At 67.5% G+C, this 19,252-nt stretch carries 22 protein-coding genes and 1 tRNA gene; 16 read left to right on the top strand and 7 right to left on the bottom strand.

Annotated elements, in window-relative coordinates; genetic code table 11:
• The first annotated feature begins 99 nt into the window (after window positions 1-99).
• The 5 genes from FJX73_09350 (at window position 100) to FJX73_09330 (ending at window position 3,852) form a co-directional block, all read left to right on the top strand.
• Window positions 100-525 carry a prepilin-type N-terminal cleavage/methylation domain-containing protein gene (locus FJX73_09350; GenBank protein MBM3470981.1) on the top strand — a complete coding sequence of 142 codons (426 nt, stop codon included), beginning with the start codon at window positions 100-102 and terminating at the stop codon, window positions 523-525.
• A complete protein-coding gene (locus FJX73_09345) occupies window positions 525-962 on the top strand; it encodes a prepilin-type N-terminal cleavage/methylation domain-containing protein (protein ID MBM3470980.1) in 438 nt (145 codons plus the stop codon). Before FJX73_09350 ends, FJX73_09345 begins: the two co-directional genes overlap by 1 nt.
• The gene (locus FJX73_09340; protein MBM3470979.1) at window positions 962-1,627 is read left to right on the top strand and encodes a prepilin-type N-terminal cleavage/methylation domain-containing protein; all 666 of its coding nucleotides are present in this window, start codon (window positions 962-964) and stop codon (window positions 1,625-1,627) included. The genes FJX73_09345 and FJX73_09340 overlap by 1 nt, the downstream gene beginning before the upstream one ends.
• 80 nt (window positions 1,628-1,707) lie before the next feature.
• Window positions 1,708-2,958 (top strand): hypothetical protein, encoded by a 1,251-nt coding sequence (locus FJX73_09335; protein MBM3470978.1) that lies wholly within the window; start codon window positions 1,708-1,710, stop codon window positions 2,956-2,958.
• 93 nt (window positions 2,959-3,051) lie between these two features.
• Entirely contained in the window at window positions 3,052-3,852 is an 801-nt protein-coding gene (locus tag FJX73_09330; GenBank protein ID MBM3470977.1) for a hypothetical protein, read from the top strand.
• Here the strand turns inward: FJX73_09330 and FJX73_09325 are convergent.
• Complete coding sequence (locus FJX73_09325) at window positions 3,849-4,946, bottom strand: AI-2E family transporter (protein ID MBM3470976.1); 1,098 nt, start codon at window positions 4,944-4,946, stop codon at window positions 3,849-3,851. The genes FJX73_09330 and FJX73_09325 overlap by 4 nt on opposite strands.
• A 114-nt stretch (window positions 4,947-5,060) precedes the next feature.
• Here FJX73_09325 and FJX73_09320 point away from each other — a divergent pair.
• Window positions 5,061-5,135 (top strand) — tRNA-Asn (locus FJX73_09320).
• A 55-nt stretch (window positions 5,136-5,190) separates the two neighbouring features.
• Entirely contained in the window at window positions 5,191-6,165 is a 975-nt protein-coding gene (locus FJX73_09315) for an ornithine cyclodeaminase family protein (GenBank protein ID MBM3470975.1), read from the top strand.
• Between the two features lie 24 nt (window positions 6,166-6,189).
• Here the strand turns inward: FJX73_09315 and FJX73_09310 are convergent, their stop codons facing one another.
• Window positions 6,190-6,918, bottom strand: a complete 729-nt coding sequence (locus tag FJX73_09310; GenBank protein ID MBM3470974.1) for a sulfite exporter TauE/SafE family protein — start codon at window positions 6,916-6,918, stop codon at window positions 6,190-6,192.
• A gap of 66 nt (window positions 6,919-6,984) precedes the next feature.
• Between FJX73_09310 and FJX73_09305 the strand changes: the two genes are divergently transcribed.
• The 9 genes from FJX73_09305 to galK all read left to right on the top strand — a co-directional run bounded on the left by FJX73_09305 (window position 6,985) and on the right by galK (window position 15,971).
• Entirely contained in the window at window positions 6,985-7,740 is a 756-nt protein-coding gene (locus FJX73_09305; protein ID MBM3470973.1) for an amino acid ABC transporter ATP-binding protein, read from the top strand.
• 2 nt (window positions 7,741-7,742) lie between these two features.
• Window positions 7,743-8,651, top strand: coding sequence for an amidohydrolase (locus FJX73_09300; GenBank protein MBM3470972.1), 909 nt, complete (start codon window positions 7,743-7,745; stop codon window positions 8,649-8,651).
• A 93-nt stretch (window positions 8,652-8,744) separates the two neighbouring features.
• Window positions 8,745-9,902 (top strand): hypothetical protein, encoded by a 1,158-nt coding sequence (locus FJX73_09295; protein MBM3470971.1) that lies wholly within the window; start codon window positions 8,745-8,747, stop codon window positions 9,900-9,902.
• Window positions 9,899-12,097 (top strand): hypothetical protein, encoded by a 2,199-nt coding sequence (locus tag FJX73_09290; protein MBM3470970.1) that lies wholly within the window; start codon window positions 9,899-9,901, stop codon window positions 12,095-12,097. Before FJX73_09295 ends, FJX73_09290 begins: the two co-directional genes overlap by 4 nt.
• The gene (locus tag FJX73_09285) at window positions 11,986-13,230 is read left to right on the top strand and encodes a mandelate racemase/muconate lactonizing enzyme family protein (protein MBM3470969.1); all 1,245 of its coding nucleotides are present in this window, start codon (window positions 11,986-11,988) and stop codon (window positions 13,228-13,230) included. Before FJX73_09290 ends, FJX73_09285 begins: the two co-directional genes overlap by 112 nt.
• Window positions 13,231-13,286: 56 nt before the next feature.
• Window positions 13,287-13,565 (top strand): hypothetical protein, encoded by a 279-nt coding sequence (locus tag FJX73_09280; protein ID MBM3470968.1) that lies wholly within the window; start codon window positions 13,287-13,289, stop codon window positions 13,563-13,565.
• Window positions 13,523-13,909, top strand: coding sequence for a type II toxin-antitoxin system PemK/MazF family toxin (locus FJX73_09275; protein MBM3470967.1), 387 nt, complete (start codon window positions 13,523-13,525; stop codon window positions 13,907-13,909). Before FJX73_09280 ends, FJX73_09275 begins: the two co-directional genes overlap by 43 nt.
• Before the next feature lie 2 nt (window positions 13,910-13,911).
• Complete coding sequence (gene galT / locus FJX73_09270) at window positions 13,912-14,961, top strand: galactose-1-phosphate uridylyltransferase (GenBank protein ID MBM3470966.1); 1,050 nt, start codon at window positions 13,912-13,914, stop codon at window positions 14,959-14,961.
• A complete protein-coding gene (gene galK, locus FJX73_09265) occupies window positions 14,958-15,971 on the top strand; it encodes a galactokinase (GenBank protein ID MBM3470965.1) in 1,014 nt (337 codons plus the stop codon). The genes galT and galK overlap by 4 nt, the downstream gene beginning before the upstream one ends.
• Window positions 15,972-16,067: 96 nt before the next feature.
• Here galK and FJX73_09260 read toward each other — a convergent pair whose 3' ends face one another.
• The 5 genes from FJX73_09260 to FJX73_09240 all read right to left on the bottom strand — a co-directional run.
• The gene (locus FJX73_09260) at window positions 16,068-16,490 is read right to left on the bottom strand and encodes a HEPN domain-containing protein (GenBank protein MBM3470964.1); all 423 of its coding nucleotides are present in this window, start codon (window positions 16,488-16,490) and stop codon (window positions 16,068-16,070) included.
• Window positions 16,487-17,137, bottom strand: coding sequence for a nucleotidyltransferase domain-containing protein (locus tag FJX73_09255; protein ID MBM3470963.1), 651 nt, complete (start codon window positions 17,135-17,137; stop codon window positions 16,487-16,489). The genes FJX73_09260 and FJX73_09255 overlap by 4 nt, the downstream gene beginning before the upstream one ends.
• Window positions 17,134-18,399, bottom strand: a complete 1,266-nt coding sequence (locus tag FJX73_09250; GenBank protein ID MBM3470962.1) for a HAMP domain-containing protein — start codon at window positions 18,397-18,399, stop codon at window positions 17,134-17,136. The genes FJX73_09255 and FJX73_09250 overlap by 4 nt, the downstream gene beginning before the upstream one ends.
• Entirely contained in the window at window positions 18,293-18,985 is a 693-nt protein-coding gene (locus FJX73_09245) for a response regulator transcription factor (protein MBM3470961.1), read from the bottom strand. The genes FJX73_09250 and FJX73_09245 overlap by 107 nt, the downstream gene beginning before the upstream one ends.
• A 37-nt stretch (window positions 18,986-19,022) precedes the next feature.
• A partial coding sequence (locus FJX73_09240) for a nitrite reductase, copper-containing (protein MBM3470960.1) occupies window positions 19,023-19,252 on the bottom strand: 230 nt, incomplete at its 5' end.

Genomic DNA, 19,252 nt, shown 5'->3' with positions numbered 1-19,252 from the left:
GGTCTAGCCAGGAGGCATGATGGGTATGGAGCCTATACCAGGGGTCTGGAGCGCCACGGGCCACTTCCCACGCCGGATGGGTCTGGAGGCGTATCGTTGATGTACCACAGATCTCAATCTGGTTTCACGCTCATAGAACTCGTGATCGTCGGCGCCGTCGCGGCGGTGCTCGTCGCGGCTTCGCTGGGCCAGTACCAGGAGTTCGTGAGCAACCAGCGCCTTCACACCTGGGCGGAAACGATCGCCACCGACCTGCGGGCCGGCCAGCAGGTAAGCGTCTCTCAGCGCCGGACTGTCGTGGCCGTGTTCGACAGTAACCTCTACACCATCACTGCCGAGAGCGCAGTGATAAAGACGGGCCACCTGCCTCCCGATATCACTGTCACCGACACTCCACAGACGGTCATCTTCGAGACCCTGGGGACGACGGCAGCCGCCAGCACGATCACGCTGCGCAACCAGGTGACCAACCGGACGCGGCAGATCTCGGTCGCGGCCGCAACCGGCCGCGTGAGGATTGACTGATGGCATCCGTTGCCACGGCGAGGGTGAGGGGACGCGGCTGCCGGGGCGGCCAGCAGGGGTTCACACTGCTTGAGGTCATGGTCGGCATGCTGCTCATCTCGGCGATCGTCATAATGCTCAGCCAGGGATACATGGCCGCGATCAGCCGGGCCGGGGAGATCGGCGATCACTCGACCGGGGCCGCCTGGATGCAGGCCATGGTGGATCACCTGCGCAATACCGGCTATGCCGGGGTCAGCGGCTCCTGGACGGAAACAGCGGCGACCTGCGCATCGCCGGAGCCCTGCCTTCCCATTGTGTTCAGCCGCGCGGAGATCGCGGTGGCGGACACGGCCGTACCACTCCTCAAACAGGTCAACGTCACGCTCTACCGCAAAGGCGTTGTGGCACCGTTCCTCGCACTGTCCACGTATTTCACCGACATCAGGTTCCCGTGATGAAGCACGCAGAGCGTGGAATGACGCTGGTCGAGGTGCTTGCCGCCCTGGCCATCGGGTCGCTGGTGATGGCCACGATCTACCTTGCGCTGGGCACCGCGATCCGAGCGCGCCTGCTCGTGGAGAGCACCGTCCACAACCAGCAGCACGGGCGCCTTGTCATCCAGTGGATCGCCGACCGCCTGCGACAGGCCGGCTACGCGGTCAGCCCGGCCAGCACGATCCCCAGGTGCCGCGACGCGATCGTGGCCGAGGACGGCGCGCTGACGCCGACGGCGACGCGCCTCTACTTCAACACGGACCTGGACGGCGCAGGCGTAGGCAACCCTACGCAAACGATCGGGTTCGGCCTGGGCACGGAAATCGTCGGCGGGACCTCCGTGAACGTGGTGCAGGAATTGGTCACCAACTGCGTGAGCGGCGCGATGGAACGGGTGGCCAGTATCACCGACCCCACCTCGGTGGCGATCGCCTCTCTCACGTTTGAGTACTACGACTCAAGCGGCGTCGTCATTGTCAACCCGACAACTCCTGACGACATACGATCAATCCGCATGGTCCGCGTCACGATGGTCGAGCGGGCGGCGGCAGGCGCACTGGGATCGAGGGAGCAGACATGGACGGTTCTGGTAAACCTCAGGAATCCAGACCCGCGCACGCTGTGAACCCGCCTGTCCCGCAGGATCCACGGGGGCGACAGCGGAGGACCGGCGCCTGCGGTAACGAGCGCGGCAACGTCCTGCTGATGATCCTGCTTTTTCTCATCTCGGCCGGAGTACTCTCGGTCGGCCTGCTCAGCAGCCTGCTCGGAGAGATTCAGGGCGGGTTCTCCTACCGCCACGGCGTGCAGGCACTGGCTGTGGCCGAGGCAGGCATCCACTATGCGGTCGCCAGGGTCAACGAGACCGGCGGGACCTACCCGGGCGAGAGCAACAGGCAGATGGTGCACCCTACCCAGGGCGTCCTGGGTGTATTCGATGTGGCCGTCCGGTGCTCGGACGGCACGGTGCCAGGCAGTCCTGATCCCTGCGCCGTCGCGCCCCGACCGAACGAACGCATCGTAACGGCCACCGGGTTTGTCCCGGACAGCACGCGGTCTCTTGGCCGGCGTACCGTGGTCATCGTGTTGCGCCAGGCGATGCTGACGGACCTGGACTTCGCGGTCTGCGGCCGTGATGGGGTCACGCTCGACCGCGACACGATCACGCGCGGCAATGTGGGCAGCAACCAGAACATCGCGCTCTTCGGGCCGCCCAAGACGCCGGGCTCGCTCGCCCGCACCGCCGCTTACGGCGGCCAGCCTGGCAATGCCACTGCCGGCGGCACCGTGACCTGTTCGGGTTCGTGCGGGCCGCCTTACAGCCAGGTGGCCGGGGTGACCACCAGCAACTACCCGGGCGGGCAGGTCTGCCCGGTGCTGCCGGCTTTCACATGCAGCCCGGCGGCCGGAGCATCAGGTGACCGTCTCAACCAGTCCAATCTCACCATCAGCGCTGCCAACGCCAACACGGTCCTCCGCAACGTGGAGATGGAGGCGAACTCGACCCTGACCTTCGCCACCACCAGCGCCAGCGAGATCCTCACGGTACATCTGAACACGTTGATCGTCGGGAAGACCAGCCGGGTGAGGGTCACCGGTCCCGGGAAGGTCGTCCTCCACATGGCCGGGCGCATGGAGATAGGCCAGGGAACGTTCTTTGGAGTGGACGAAGCGAATGCCAACATCAACCCGGGCCGCTTCGTGCTCCAGAGTTGCGCCAGCGACGTGGCACCCGACATCTACGCGGTGGAGTTCCACCAGACCGGGGGGATCAACGCCATCATCCTGGCGCCCAACGGCAGGGTGCAGCTTGACCAGGCGAGCCTCTCCAACGGCGCCATCCAGTCGAGGACGGTCCAGTTCGACCAGGACACGCAGTTCAGCTACAACACCACCGGCTTCGCGATCGGCGGCGGGGCGTTCAACACCCTGACCTCCTGGCGCGAGCAGCCGTAGCAGGGGAGCCCACGCCTCGGGCCCTTACAGGTTGACAACCACCGGCGCATCCCCGACGATAGGGACGAGCCGGAGGATGGAACTCTTCCACGCATGCCCAAATCCAGGACCATCACCGAGATAGACATCCAGATCTTCGACCGCCCGCGCGCGTTCGCATTTCGCGGCCGGTCGCTGCGCGCGCTGTCGGCGGCGCTACGGCGCGAGGTCGGCGGGTCCGGTCCTCTTCTGAGCCGCATAGCCGGCGTGCTCGACGCCCTGGCCGGTTCCGGATGGCGATACACCGCCTTCAAGGGAGAGACCGTTACCCTGGCGCACACACACGCGCCGGGCCGGGTGCTGATCGAGGCATTTCTCACCGAGCGGTTTGGTCCCGACCTGCTCGAACGGATCACGATTCGCGAGCGCGTGAACGGCCCCTCGCTGAAGCCCCCGCGCCTTCCCAAGGCCGACGACGAGATGAGTCGCGAGCTGCGGCGCCTGATCGGCGCCGAGAGCCACAAGCAGGATCTCTACCTGGGTCATCCGACCGAGGAGTTGGCCGAGCTTCTGTTGGACATGAGCTTCCTGGCGCAGGAGGCATTGGACGACCCCGAGGTGTCGCGGCTACTGGACCGGACCCAGGCCGAGCACGAGGAGGACGCGCAGTATCGCGATCTGCACAGCAGGTATCTCTCGCTGACCGAGCGCACCGGCATGGGCCATCCGGCAGCGGAGGAAGCGTACTGGGACCTGTTCTCCTATACTTCGCGCAAGCTCTCGAAACTGATTCCGCCCCTCCGGTCGTTCCTCGATCGTCGGGGTTTCAACGATCTCTGCGAGCACGAGGCCACCGCCTTCTTCACCGCGGCACTGTCACTGGCGCTTTCCGCCATCGAGGCGGACGAGCCCTAATCCGGCCCGCGCAAGGTCCGAATCACCTCTCCGGCCATAACCTGCAACGCCGCCGCCACCGGGACCGCCAGCAACGCGCCGAGAACCCCCATGAGTTTGGCGCCGATCATGATCGCCACGATCGTCAGCAGCGGTGAGAGCCCCACGGCCTTCTTCATCACGCGCGGCACCAGGATGTTGCCCTCGATCTGCTGGATCACCGTGAAGAAGACGACCACAGCCACCACCTGCCAGGTTGACCCGAACAGCGCCACCAGCACCGCGGGGACCGCGCCCAGCACCGGCCCGATCATGGGGATCAACTCGGTGACACCGGCGGCCAGCCCCAGCAGGAGCGGATAAGGGAGCCCGATCGCCCAGGTGCCCAGGCCGGCGGCCGCGCCGATGATGAGACCGAGCAGGAGCTGACCGCGCAGCCAGCCGCCGAACTTCAGTCCGACATGCCCCAGCACCGCCTCGATCTGCCCCCTGCGCTGCCGTGGGAAGAGCCAAAGGAAGCCCTGCTTGATCGTCGGCCCCTCCAGCAGCATGTAGATGCTGAGGATCAGGGCCGTGATGGCTGAAACGACGACGCCGAAGACGCGGAACGCCACGCCGGTAGCCGCGCCGACATACGCGGTGAGGCGGCCGGCTTCGTGGGGAAGGCGATCCAGCAGGGCGGTCAGATCCGGAAGCCAGGCGTAGCGCTGCTGGAACCCCGCCAGCATCGCCCGCAACCCCTGGTAGAACTCGGGCGCCGTCTCCACGAACTGCCGCGACTCCGCCACGATCGGCGTGATAAGCAGGCCGCCGGCGAGCACCAGCGCCACCAGTACGCCCAGGTACACCAAGGCGATCGCAGCCGAACGCGGCAGGCGCCGCCGGCGCCGGGTCCAGGTACGGTGGGCCAGCCTCTCCACCACCGGGCTGAGTCCGGTTGCCAGTATCGCGGCGATGAGAACCACGACAAGGATCTCGCCGACCTCGAGGAGCAGGCGGACGGCGCCCACGACGGCGAGCACCGTGAGGACGACGATGGACGTATTGATGACCAGTTCGGAACGAGTTGCCAGCGCGGCCACCCCCTCGCGGTCAGGTGAAGATGCCACGGTCAGGCAGCTTCTAGGAGGATTCGCGGTTCACCTCGCCCGCGCCTGGGCCGGTGCCGCGGCTTGACGCCCCTGTGAGCGTTTCCTAGAATGAGTGCGCTGGTCCTGCTCGTCCCGCGTTCCGCGGTAGCTCAATGGTAGAGCGTCCGGCTGTTAACCGGAGGGTTGTAGGTTCGAATCCTACCCGCGGAGCCAGGCCTCCCCACGGCGAGGCCGGGTATCCCTCAAGTTAGCATCAAGGAGAGAGGCCATGCCTGAACAGAGGATCCTCTACCTCTCGCAGTCGGACGTTGCGTCTACCGGCGTCACGATGAAAGAGATCATAGAAGCCCTGGAAGTGGCATTCCGCGAGCACGGCGAGGGCCGCGTCGAGATGCCGCCCAAGCCGGGCGTGCACACGCGGCCCGACGCGTTCATTCACGCGATGCCAGCGTACGTTCCCGCGCTGCGGGCGGTCGGAATGAAATGGGTGAGCGGGTATCCGGAGAACCAGGGCCGCGGGCTGCCGTACATCAGCGGCCTGGTAATCCTCAACGACGATGATACGGGCATGCCGCTCTCGGTCATGGATTGCGCGTGGATAACAGCGATGCGAACCGGCGCGGCCACCGCGGTTGCGGCCAAGCGCCTGGCCCGGCCCGACTCCAGCACCGTCGGGATCCTTGGCTGCGGTGTCCAGGGGCGCAGCAACCTGGAAGCCCTCAAGGTGTTGTTCCCGCTCGAGCGCGTGACCGCGTACGATATCGTGCCCGAGCAGACCGACCGGTTCGCCGCCGAGGTGGAGGAGCGCTGGGGCCTGCGGGTCGTCAAGGCGAAACAGCCCCGGGAGGCCGTTGACGGCTGCGATATGGTCGTCACCGCGGGACCGATTCTGCGCAGGCCGCACGCGACGATCAAGGCCGGCTGGCTGAACAAAGGCGCGTTCGCGTCGCTCGTAGATTTCGACACTTACTGGGACGGCCCGGCCATGAAAGAGACGGACAAGTTCTGCACGGACGACATTCCTCAACTTGAGCACTATCGCGGGGTCGGGTACTTCCAGGACATTCCGCCGGTACATGCCACGGTTGGGGAGCTGGTGGCAGGGAAGAAGCCCGGGCGCCAAGACCCCTTGGAGCGCACCATGACCTGCAACCTGGGGCTGGCCCTGGACGACGTGGCCACCGCGCCCATCGTCTACCGCCGCGCGGTCGAGCGCGGGATTGGGACCTGGCTGGAGCTGTAGACAGGGCCTGATTCCGGCCCGGCGCTACAGGCTCCCCAGCCAGATCCAGAGATTCTTGAACGCGACGAAGAGCAGGGTCACCGCCAGCACGCGACGGATGTGAACTGGCAGAAGCCGGTGCGCGCCGAGCCGGGAACCGACCAGGCCGCCCAGGAACGCCGCGATAACGAGCGGCCCCAGATCGCCGACGACCAGGGCGCCGCGCGCCGCGCGGCCGGCCAGTCCTGCGATCGAGTTGACCACGATGAACGCGGCCGAGACCGCCGCGGTCTGCTTTGCGCCGGCCCATCCCGCGAGGATCATCAACGGGCTCAGGAAGATGCCGCCTCCGACCCCGACGATCCCCGACAAGATCCCGATGCCGGCGCCGGAGACAAGCGCCACAGGAAGGGCAAGCGTTTTCGGAGGCCGCTCTGACGGAGTCCACCACAGCCGCAGGGCCGCCCCCAGCAGCGCAACACCCAGAAGCAGAGTATAGGCGCGCGGGGCGACGTGCAGCAGCCCGCCCAGGTACGCCAACGGAACCGAGGTAACCATGAACGGCCATGCCAGTCGGGCCGAGAGATGGCCGGCGCGCGCGTAGGTGACCGTCGCGATCCCGGCCACCAGCACGTTGAGCAGCAGCGCGCTGGTGGACATCTCGCGGGGGGGCACGCCGTAGAGACTCAGCATGCCGAGATACGCGGAGGCCCCGCCGTGGCCCACCGAGGAGTAGACCGCGGCGGCCGCGGCAACGAGCAGGAGTAGAAGCATGCCTGAATGGTTCGTAGATCGCGCCTGGAGTCCTCCGGACAGGAAGCCCGGCGAACATGCCGAAAGATGCTGGTTGTGGCGAATGGGCAGCCGATCATCATCCTGGAGGACGTCCACAAGTGGTTCGGGAAGCTGCACGTCCTGCGCGGCATCAACCTGGCCGTGGGCGCCGGCGAGGTAGTCGTGGTTGCCGGACCGTCGGGATCCGGGAAGTCCACCATGATCCGCTGCATCAACCGCCTCGAGGCTCACAGCCAGGGACGCATCGTGGTGGACGGGACCGAGCTGACGGATGACCTGCGCAACGTGGACGCCGTGCGCAGTGAGGTAGGCATGGTCTTTCAGTCGTTCAATCTGTTCCCGCACCTGACGGCGCTGCAGAACATCACGCTGGCGCCCATCCAGGCGAGAAGGTGGCCGCGCGAGCGGGCCGAGAAGATCGCCCACGATCTGCTGGTCCGCGTCGGCATTCCGGAGAAGGCCGATTCCCACCCTTCACACCTCTCGGGCGGCCAGCAGCAGCGGGTGGCCATCGCGCGGGCGCTGGCGATGCAGCCCAAGATCATGCTCTTCGACGAGCCCACCTCGGCGCTCGACCCGGAGATGATTCAGGAGGTGCTGGACGTCATGCGCGACCTGGCGCGTGGCGGGATGACGATGATCGTGGTCACCCACGAGATGGGGTTCGCCCGCGAGGTCGCCGACCGACTGGTCTTCATGGACGAAGGCGCAATCGTCGAGGACGGCACGCCCGAGCACTTCTTCACAAACCCAAAGGAGGAGCGCACCAGGATTTTCCTGTCCAAGATCCTGCACCAGTAGGCATGCAACGGAAACCCACGGAGATCATTGACGCCCACCTGCACCTCACCACGGCCGCGATGTACAGGCGCCAGCGTGACCGGGCATCGTCGAACCGCGCGGTCGCACGGGAGCGTGCCCGATCCCGCGGGCAGACCTTCCAGGAGCGGATTGCTCATCTCGAAGGGGTCACGCTGGAACAGCAGGCGCAGATGTGGCTGGACGGTTTCGACAAGGCGGGAGTCTCCTCTGGGGTCTTCATCGCCATGGGCGAGGCCCACGACGACCTGGCCGAGTTCGTCAGGCTGCGGCCCGATCGGCTCTACGGCTGCGGCTCGCTCATGGACCCCACGCACCCGGACGCGGCGAGGACCGTACGGCAGTTCCCCTCGATGGGGATCCGCGCGCTCAAACTCTACGCACCGGCCTACCGGGTAGCGCTCAACGACCGCCTGGTCTATCCGGTATACGAGGCGGCCGCCGAGTGCAACCTGCCGATAATCATCCACTTTGGCATCACGGTTGGGATGTTCTACGACCTGACCTTCGCCAATCCGCTGGCGCTGTCGGGCCCGGGGCGGGAGTTCCCCGAGGTCACCTTCATCGTGGCCCACTTCGGTGCCGGCTTCCTGCGCGAGATGCTCCTGCTTGCCTATCACACGGAGAACATCTGCGTGGACACCTCCGGCACCAACAACTGGCGCACCTACGTCCCCGGCGAGCCGTCTCTCGAGCAGGTCTTCAGGGATGCGCTGCGTACCTTCGGGCCGTCGCGCATCTTGTTCGGCACCGACTCGACCTACTTCAGTGGCTACCGGCAGGAACTCGTGAACGAACAGGTTGCGATCCTGGAGCAGCTAGGCCTGGGCGATGACGAGCGGGCCCTGATCCTGGCCGGAAACGCGCGGCGGATCTTCGGCATCACTGGCTAGTATCCGGCCGCGGTAGGCAGGCGGCCTGAAGCAGGGCGGCTGAAGCAGGGCGCCTGAGGCAGGGCAATGTCGGGAAGAATGACTCTAGAGACCATGGCCATCACCGAACCGGCAGAGATCCAGCCCGGAGGCGGGCCGGCGATCTACCACCTGGCCGACGTTCGCCTGGGGGGCGCATTCCCGTTCCTGGGGGATGCGGGTTCCGCCCACCGCCTTCAGGTGCGCGATACCTTCGTGCGGGCCGTGGATCAAGGCCTGGATCTTGCCCCCGCTCTGGTGCTGATCACCGGGAACCTATTTGGGACGCCGTTTCCCCCGCGGGATCTGGCGGAGTTCGCGTGTTCGCAGATCGAGCGCTTCTCAAAGCGCGGCATACCGGTGCTCATAGCGGCCGGGCCGCTTGACGCCTGCTACGAGAAGGTCTACGCCCAAGGTGCGTTCTCCGATCTCGATCGCGTCATTGTCTTCCCGGAGACGCCTAGGGCCGTGGAGATGCGCGACCTCGACCTGACCGTCGTGGGCGTGTCCTGGGGCGCGGCGCCGGTGCACGCCGAGGCACTTGCGGCCATCAGCGTCCACAGGCGCCAGCGCTATCTGGTGGGCGCGCTGCACATGGAGATCCCCGAGTCCGAAGAGGGCCTACGAGCCCTGCGCCGCCAGATCGCGGCATCGGGAGCCGGCTACCTGGCCCTGGGAGGATCGCCGGTCCGGCGCGACCTCTCGACCGAAGCTGTCACGGCCTGGTGTCCGGGAGCCCCGGAGATGGTGGTGCCAGAGGAGGGCGAGGGCTCGCCCCTGCTCGTGCGGTTCGAAGAGGGGACCGCGGTGCAGCCCGTCCCGGTGGTGCAGCCCGTCCCGGTGACGAAGCGGCGGTTCGTGCGGTACGTCTTCGAGCCGGCGGCGTTCAACTCGACCGAGGAACTGGTCGAAGCGATCCAGGCGCTGGCCGATCCCAACCATGCCGCCATCATCCATCTGCGTGGGACCTCCCGCATCAACCAGTTCATTGATGTGGACGATCTGCGCAACCGCCTGGCCGGCGGCTTCCTCTCGCTGGAGATCGTGGACGATTCGCTGCCGTCTCCCGCAGACCTGGAAGCGGCCACATATCCAGATCTTTCGGTGGCCGGCAGGTTCGTTGGGGTAGCGCGGGCTGAGATGGCACGGGCCTCGGACCCGGAGGTGAAGCGCCGTGTGGGCGCCGCGCTGCGCCTGGGGCTCTGGCTACTCGAAGGACGGCGTCCCTCATGACGATCACACGGATCCGGCTGCGCCGGTTCAAGCGGTTCACCGACTGGCAGGCGGACTTCGGACCCGGGCTGACCGTCGTGCGAGGCCCCAACGAAGCCGGCAAGACCACACTCATGGAAGCGATCTTCGAGGGGCTGTTCGGCAACCCGGCACGCGGTGAGGCCGTCGCGCGGCTGCGTTCCTGGGGCGAGTCGCGCCTGGGCGAGATCACGGTCGGGATGCGGGTCGGAGGCGGTTGTTACCTGCTGAGAAAGGACCTGGAGGCCGGTACGATCCTCCTCCAGCGGGAAGGCGGCGGAGACCGCGTCGAGTCCCTGCGCGAAGTCCAGCGGCGTCTGCTGGAGTGGATCGGCCTGGCCACCGAGGGCGCCTACCGGGCCACGGCGTTCGTTGCGCAGGGCGACATCGCGCGCGTTGGCGAGGACCGCCGCCTGCTCAGCACACACCTATCGCGCATCCTCAGCGGCGCCGGTTCCGAGGGCGTCCAGGGCGCGCTGCGGTGGCTGGCGGAGCAGCGTCCCCGGCTTGTTGCGGATCTTCCGGGCGGAGGGGGCGCATCCGATCGTGCCTCCGAGTTGCTGGAGCGGCAGGCCGCGCTGCGGCAGCGCGAGGAGCGCGCGCAGCTCCACCGTCTGGAGCTACGCGAGGTCGCGCAGAAACTGGAGGGGGTGGAGCGCGAGGCCGCCGAGCGGGCCGAACTCGCGCGCGTTGCGCGGTGGGTGACCGATCTTCATCGCCGGGAGCAGGCGCTCATCGAAGAAGAAGCCGCGACCAGCGAGCACCTCAAACGCGCGGAGGGGTTGCTGAACCGCCTGGCTGAGATCGAGGCAGGGCTGGCGGAGTTCTCGTCGCAGCAGGAAGCGCTGATTGCCGAGCTGTTCCAGGCCCGCCGTCAGTACCTCCTGGCGGAGTCCGGTCTCAGCGATGCGCGCGAGCAGGCCGTCCGCGAAGAGCGTCTGCTGGAGCACCTGGCCACGCGCCACCACAACACGGCGAGGGTGAGCGCCATGGGGTGGACGCTGGCCGGCAGCAGCGGGATCCTCATCACAGGAGGCGCGCTCATCGCGGCGCTCCTGCAGCACTGGATCGGCGGGGTGCTGCTGGCCTCCGGCGCGGGCATAGCGATCGCCGCGCTGCGCTACCGTGGCCGGACCACCGAGGCCGGGGCCGTCTACCGGGCGCAAGAGCAGCGGGTGCTGGAGCTGCGCCGCCGCCTTGAGATGCTGCAGCGCCAGTTGGCCCAGGCCGGGGAATTGGTGGCGGACCGTCTTCGCGCCGTAGGAAGCACGGAGATCGAGGAGGTCGAGCGCCGATTCTCAAGCTACATGGACCTCCTGCGCGAGCGCGAGGAGATTCGGGCATCGCTGCGGCAGATCCGCGGTAGCGATCCAAGGGCGGCGCTGGAAGGCCGGCTGCGCGAGATCGCAGAGGAGCTCTCCAGCGTGCGCGCCACCATCGGCACGCTGCCCAGGGGCGCCAGGCGGCTGCCGGCCGGGGGTGTGGAGCAACTCGAACGGGAGGGTCGGGAGGCCGCGGGCGTGCTGGAGGATTTGCGTGTGCGGCGCGCACGCCTGGAAGGCGTCCTGGAAGAGCTGCGCCATCATGGCGGCGAGGGCCCTCGCCTGACCGAAGAGGTCGCCGGCCTGCAGGCGCGGGCCGCGCGGGCCGCGCAGTCTGCGGAAGTGATCGCCCTGACCGCGCGGATGCTCGAGGAGGCCCGATCGCAGAGCGTGTACCCGGCACGGGAACTGCTGGAGCGCCGGGCCGGGCAGTACCTCTCAACGGCCACCGGCGGAGCGTACAACCGGGTGGCGATTGACGAGCGCACGCTCCGGACGCAGGTGTGGGCGCCCTCGGCCGGTGACTGGAAAGAGGCGGGCGACCTCAGCCAGGGAATGAGCGATCAGCTCTACCTCTGCCTGCGCCTGGCACTGCTCGACGTCATCACCGAGGATCGCCGGCCCCCGGTGTTCCTGGACGAGCCGTTCGCCCACCTCGATGCGGAGCGGCGTCGTGCCATGCTCACGCTGCTGGTTGCGGCGGCGAAGGACCGTCAGGTGGTCCTGTTCACCTGCTCGCCCGAATGCGACGCCATCGCCGACCGGGTCATCGTGCTGGAGCCACCTCAGGCATCTGGCAGCGGGACGCCGCCAGTTGCGGGCGCATCGCCATCCGGCACGGGCGCGTCGCTGTGAAGATCACGGATCTCCGCATGGCGCCGGTCTTCGTTCCGTTCCCGGGCCCGGTCTACCCGGCCTGGCGCGCCGGCGGCGTCCAGGAAGGCACGCTGGCCACCGTCCTCGAGATTGACACGGACGCCGGAATCACCGGCGTCGGCACCGCCTTTGCCCACGGCCGCCGCGAGATGATCGAGACCGTCGAGCACATGGTGAAGCCCTACCTTGTCGGCAAGGACCCATTTGCGGTCGAGCGCCACATCCACCTTTTGCGGACCGCCGGCATGTTCGGCGCCAAGCCGTGGCTGGTGGATATCGCACTCTGGGACATCATCGGCAAGGCCGCAGGGTTGCCGCTGTACCGGCTGTGGGGTGGGTACACCGACCGGGTCAAGGCGTACGCCAGCACCGCCGAGGTCCGGCCCCCTGCGCGGCGGGCCGACGACGTCCGCCGCTACCGCGACGACGGCTTCCGCGCGGTCAAGCTACGGCTGCACCACGACGACCCTCGGGACGATCTCCGCGTTGTGGAGGCAGCGGTGGCCGCCGGCGGCGGCGAGGTCGAGATCATGGCCGACGCCAATCAGGGAACGATTCTGCCCTACCACACGATGGGACCGCGCTGGTCGTACGAGACCGCGCGCTTCGTGGCGCGCGAGCTGGGACAGATGGGCGTCGTCTGGCTGGAAGAGCCGCTGCCGCGATTTGACTTCGACGGCATCGCGCGCCTGTCCGCCGAGGTGGACATCCCCATCGCCGGCGGTGAGGCCAACGCCGGCCTGCACGAGTTCCGGTGGCTGATAGAGCGACGCTGCTACGACATCCTGCAGCCCGACGCCACTCTGTCGGAAGGACTCTTCCAGCTGCGCAAGATCGCCGGAATGGCCGAGGCGCACGGGCTGCGGTTCATCCCGCACACCTGGGCCGACGGCATCGGAATGGCCGCGAACCTGCAGCTGGCGGCCTCGGTGCCGAACTGCGGCTACCTGGAGTTCCCTTACGATCCCCCGCACTTCACCACGGAGGCGTTCCAGGCGCTACTGGTCGAGCCGATCCGAGTGGAAGCCGACGGCTGCGTACGGGTCCCCGAGGCGCCGGGCTTGGGCGTCGAGTTGAACCGGGAGGCGGTGGAGCGGTTCCGGGTGGGGTGAAACGGTTGCTTCCTATGGAAGTCTGATTTACCATAAAGGAAGGCAACCTTTCACTGGTGGGTGATCCCATGGCAGGGAAGTCCAGAAAGGCCACTTTCAATCTCCATGAGGACGTGCTCGCGGCATTGGCCGAGGTGGTTGCGCGCGGTGCCACTCCGAGCAAGAACGCCCTGGTGGATAGGGCGCTGAGAAGGGAGCTCAAGGAACTGCAGCGGCAGTTATTGGCGGCTTCCTGGAGAGAGGCCGCGCAAGACCCCCTGTTCATGCGAGACCTGGGAGAGATTGAGGATGCATTCATAGATGCCGACGCCGAAACCTCCGGGGGGAATGCGTGATCAGCCCGCTTCAGTGGGCAGTCGCAGAAGCCGATCTCAATCCTGCGCGCGGATCAGGACAGCGGGGGACACGCCCGGTGCTCATCGTGAGCAGCGAGGCTTTCAACCAGGCGATGCCCAATGTGACCGTTCTCCCGCTGACCTCAACGCACCGGCGCCTATACCCGGCTGAAGTCCTCCTTCCTGGCGGCGAGGCAGGGCAGTCCCAGGATTCCATCATTATGGCCCATCAGATGAGGACCATTTCCAAGGCGCGGTTGAAGGGGCTAACAGGGTACCTGCGAGATCCTACGTTGCGTCACCGAGTGCAGCAGGCCATTCGGGATCACCTGGACCTGGACTGACCGTGCACACGCGGGCCTTCCGCAAGGCCGACGGCCGCCGCCTGATACTCTACGGTACTGCCGCCCACACGCTCCGGCAGCAGTCCGAGGGGTCGAGCGCAAGTGAGAATCCTTCTCACCTACGCTGGCATCCGCTGCGGGAGGAGTGGGTGGCCTATGCCGCCGGCCGCCAGGAGCGTACCTTCCTGCCGCCCGCGGAGTTCTGCCCGCTCTGCCCCACGCATCCTGGAGGACCGCCGACGGAGATCCCATTCGAGGATTTCGAGATCGCGGTCTTCGAGAACCGGTTTCCCGCGTTCGCGGACCAGCCGGGCCCGCTGCCGGAGATCCATGCGGAGCCTGTGGAAACCGCGCCTGCCCTGGGGGCGTGCGAGGTCGTCGTCTACACACCGGAGCACATCGGGAGTCTCGGCACGTTGGGCCAGGAACGGCGCGAACTGCTGGTGCGAGTGTGGGCCCAGCGGTATCACGACCTGTACGAGCGGGAGGACGTCCGGTTTGTGATGCCCTTCGAGAACCGCGGTGAGGCCGTGGGCGTCACGCTCCATCATCCGCACGGGCAGATCTACGCGTATCCCTTCGTCCCGCCCGTGCTTCAGGTAGAGGCCGCCGCGTTCCGCCGGGAGCCGGTATTGCGGAATCTCCTGGCGAGGGCTGGCAACAGGTGCATCGTGGAGGAGGACGATGCCGCGGCGGTGATCGTCCCGCCGTTCGCCCGCTTCCCGTACGAAACCTGGGCGATCCCGAAGCGCGCTCAACCAGGGCCGTGGACCCTCGACAACACCGAGGTTAGCGCCTTGGCGCACGCGCTGGGAAGAGTCGTGTCGCGGTACGACGCGCTATTCGCGCGGCCCTTCCCCTATGTGATGGTGCTCCACGCCGCGCCGAAGGGCGAGGAGGCCCACTTCCACTTCCATGTGGAGTTCTATCCCGTCATGCGCGGCCCGGACCGGCTGAAGTATCTGGCAGGAACCGAGCTCGGAGCCGGTACGTTTACAGCGGACATCCTGCCGGAGGACGCGGCGCGCGCGTTGCGGCGCATCCAGCCGTGAGCGAGCCTTCCGGGGCCGCCGGATCGTACGGGGTCTGCGCGCAGGCCCCGGGACGCGTCAACCTGCTGGGCGAGCACACCGACTACAACGAGGGGTTCGTTCTGCCGATGCCGCTTTCGCAGGTCACCCGCGTCTTCGCCGCGCGGGCCGACGGCGTGGTGGAAGCGCATGCCGAGATCTTCGATGAGCGGATGGCGCGGAAGCTCGGAGGGCCGCGTGATGGCACCTGGCTGGACTACATCGCCGGCTGCGTGTGGGCGCTCGCCCAGGAAGGGATCGAGGTGCCAGGCGCAAGGTTCCGCATCCAGCGCGGGGTGCCGCCCGGAGCCGGGCTGGCCAGCTCGGCCGCTCTCGAGGTCGCGGTCCTGCGCGCGCTGCGGGCCTTGTACGAGATCCCGCTGGACGACCTGCGGCTTGCGCTGATCGCCCACCGGGCCGAGGTGGAGTATGTCGGCGTGCGCTGCGGCGTGATGGACCAGATCGTCGCTTCGCTGGGCAGAGCAGGTCAGGCCCTGTTCCTGGACACGCGCAGTCTACAGTGTGAGTGGGTACCCATCCCCGCGGGGTATCGGTTCAAGATCGTGGACTCCGGCCACCCCCGCAAGCTCGCCGAGGCCGGCTACAACCGGCGGCGCGCCGAGTGCGAGGAGGCGGCAGCGCGCCTGGGCGCCCGGGCGCTGCGCGACCTCACTCCCGGCGATATGGAGCGGATTGCCCGATTGCCTGAGCCGCTCAACCGGCGGGCCAGGCATGTGGTCACAGAGAACGCGCGTGTGCTGGCTGGTGTCGAGGCGCTTCGGGCGGGAGATGCACGGACGTTCGGGCGGTTGATGGTCGGGTCCCACCGGTCACTGGTGGAAGACTACGAAGTGTCTACCCCTGAGCTGGACCGTCTCGTGGAGCTGGCAATGGAGCACGGGGCGCTGGGCGCGCGCCTGACCGGAGCCGGCTTCGGCGGGAGCGTCGTGGCGCTGGTAACGGATGTCAACGGCGTGGCTCTTGCGGGGTAGACGCGAGGCGCAGTTGTGATACCCCCCCCAGTCCGCCCTCCTCGCTCCCTCGATGTGAACGAGGTCTCGTACAGGGGCCGAGGCCGGGACGGAGACCTACCGTTCGGCGGATAGCAAGCTTCGGGTCCATCCGAGGACGGTCTGCGCATCCGCCAGGGCCTGCTGTGCGTCTTCATGCGCATACAAGCGTTGAGGCGCCATGCCCGTCCGTTCATCCCCATAGAAGCTCAACTCCCGCTCCCGGCTCAGCCGCCGGGAGATCGAGGCCATCCGGTCGCTCTCGCCTCGCAGTGCTTCCGGAAAGCGCGCTGCGCAATCAATCAGAATGACACCCACGTCGTGCACCCTGGGCACCTCGACCCCGACCACGCGCAGGGCCGACTTCAGGGCGATCTCCACAACCTCTTGCGCCCGACGAACTACTAGGTTCCATGCCCCTCGGCCCAGCAGGCCTTCTGCCTCGATCAGGATCTCCTCAGCCTGACGCAGGTGCGCTTCGGCCAGTTCCCGGTTCGTCATATGTGGAACACATCGCCTGGCCGATAGTCGGGCTTGAGGTCCCAATAGCGGAGCGCGCCGCGCCGGATCCGCCGGGCTCCCAGTCGCTCCAGAGATTGGCGGAGCCCCGCCAGGACGCCCGCGAAGAAGCCGTCACGGTCGAACAGGAGGAGCGCGTCTTCCACCATGTCCAGGTACAGTGCCGTCGTTTGCTGTGCCTCTTCCGGTGTCTTCAGGATGGGACGAATCTCCACAAGGTCCCCCGCACGCATGAGCCGGCGGAGATCAGCATCGACCCGCGCATCCGCATCGCGCAGCACCTCCTGGCGCACAAGACGGGAGACGGGCAGGCCTTCGGCAACGACCAGCAGGTCGATATCGGAGTGCTCCGTCGCCTCCCCCCTGGCGACGGAGCCAAAGAGAACAACCGAAACCAGAGAGTCACCGATGCTCTCTCGCAGGGCCTCGGAGTATGTCTTGGCGAGGTCTCTGCGTATGTCGCTGACGGCGCTTGCGCCCTGCTCCGGCACAGGAAATCGCGGCCTCCCCTGGCAGGCGACTGCCTTCCCTCCCGATTCTTCGGGCAGGGCGGGAATCCCTTGGGGGAAGGGTGCCGATGAGCGGCACGATCTCCTTGTACGCTGCGAGCCGCCGTGATCCCGGCTCAACCGACCCCGCGAGTGCCTAGCGGCAGCGCCACCGTGAACCTACTCCCCTCCCCCTCCTGGCTCTCCACCCACACCCGCCCACCGTGCGCCTCGACGAGCGACTTCACGATGGCGAGCCCAAGCCCTGAGCCGCCGCTTGCACGAGACCGCGAGGCGTCCAGCCGATAGAACCGGTCGAAGATCCGCTCGGCCTCCTGTGGAGGAATGCCCGGCCCGGTGTCGGACACCCAGAACCGGAGCTCGGCCGGGTCGGCTTCCAGCCCCACGGTCACGGCTCCGCCCGCGGGCGTGTTGCGGATCGCGTTGTCGAGCAGGTTGTGAACAACCTGCATCATGCGCTCGCGGTCCACGCTGACCGCCGGAAGCCCGGTTGCTATCCGGCTCTGCACGGTGACGGCCTTGTCCGCGGCGTGCGGGCCTACCGCCGCGGCCGCGTCAACCACCAGCGCGGCTAGGTCGGTCGGCGCGCGGTGAAGCGGTAGCCGTCCGGCCTGCGCCAGCGATAGGTCCCGCAGATCCTCGACGAGCCGCGCCAGCAGGCGCACCTGCGTGTGAAGCGCGGCCAGGCGGTCAGGAGCGGACTCTACCACGCCGTCCAGCATGCCTTCCAGGTTGGCCTGCAGTACCGACAGAGGCGTGCCCAGTTCGTGCGCGATGTCGGCGACGAGGTTGCGCCGGCTCTCCTCCAACCGTCTCAGGTCAACGGCCATGGTGTTGAACGCGCGCGCCAGGTTGCCCAGATCGTCGTCGGACGGCACGGGCACCTCTTGAGCCAGGTCGCCCTGGCCTATGCGCGCCGCGGCGTGCGACATCCGGCGCAGCGGGGTCGTCAGGTAGCGGGCCATGAGTATCCCCAGCAGCACCGCGGCCAGGCCTCCGGCCAGCGCAGCCAGCCACGTCGTCCGGCGCAACTGCGCGAGGAAGTGCAACTCCTCTGGCCCCATCATGCGCCGCATCATCCGGCGCATCTCTCCGGGGTCGGTCATGTGGGGCATGCGGGGTCGCCCAACGGCGCCAGGCGGGGGCAGCATCATCGGGCCGCCCAGGAAGTAGTGGTCGAACTCGGCCCGGATCGTTGCGCTCGTGATTATGCCCGCCGCCGCAACGGAAACCAGGGCCACGGTCACGAAAGCTAGGATCAACCGCCCCTGGAGACTAGTCACGATCGGGCTCCGCGAGCCGGTACCCGACACCGTGCACGGTGAGCACGTACCTGGGACGCCGAGGATCCGGCTCGAGCTTGTGCCGCAGGTTCTTGACATGGGCGTCAATCGTGCGCTCGTAGCCCTCGAAGGCGTGGCCCTGAGTCAGGTCAATCAGCTGCAGCCGGGTGAAGACCCGGCCGGGCGCGCGCGCGAGTGCTGCCAGCAGCTTGAACTCGGTCGGCGTAAGCGTCACGACCGTGCCGCCCCGCCGGACCTCCATGCGCCCCTGGTCAATCTCCAGGTCGCCCACTGTCAAGACGTCGGAGGACGGCTCGCCGCCGGCGCGTCGCAGCACGGCCCGCACCCTGGCGACGACCTCCCGCGGGCTGAAGGGCTTCGTGATGTAGTCATCTGCTCCGAGCCCCAGGCCGATCAGCCGGTGCACCTCTTCTCCGCGCGCGGTGAGCATGATGATCGGCGTGCCCCCGGCCGCGCGGATCTGGCGGGCGACCTCCCAGCCGTCCACCTCGGGCAGCATCAGGTCGAGGATCACGAGATTGGGTTTCTCGCGGTTGAAGGCCGCAAGCGCCGCCCGGCCGTCGGCGGCGCTCACGACGTGGTAGCCGTCACGATCGAGATACTTGCGGACGACGTCCGTGATCTCGGGCTCGTCGTCCACGACGAGGATCGTGCGGCGGCTCATCTTCGCGCAGACCCCTCCCGTGCGTTTCCAGTACGCCCTACGGCGTCACGATGATCCGCCCGACCATGCCGGATTCGCGGTGGCCGGGGATGCTGCAGAAGAACTCATACGTGCCCGGACGGGTGGCTCGGATGGCGCCTGTAACCTTCTGACCGGGCGGCGCCAGGAGCCGGACGCGCAGGCCCGGTACCACGATGTCGTGCACGGAATCGTCATCCTTGTTGACCAGACTCAGGTTGACGACCTCGCCGGCCTTCACCTGTATCT

The sequence above is a fragment of the Armatimonadota bacterium genome (assembly GCA_016869025.1).
GTDB lineage: Bacteria > Sysuimicrobiota > Sysuimicrobiia > Sysuimicrobiales > Humicultoraceae > VGFA01.
Note: the sequence above shows the minus strand (reverse complement) of the source record. Positions and strands in the feature narration are given on the sequence as shown.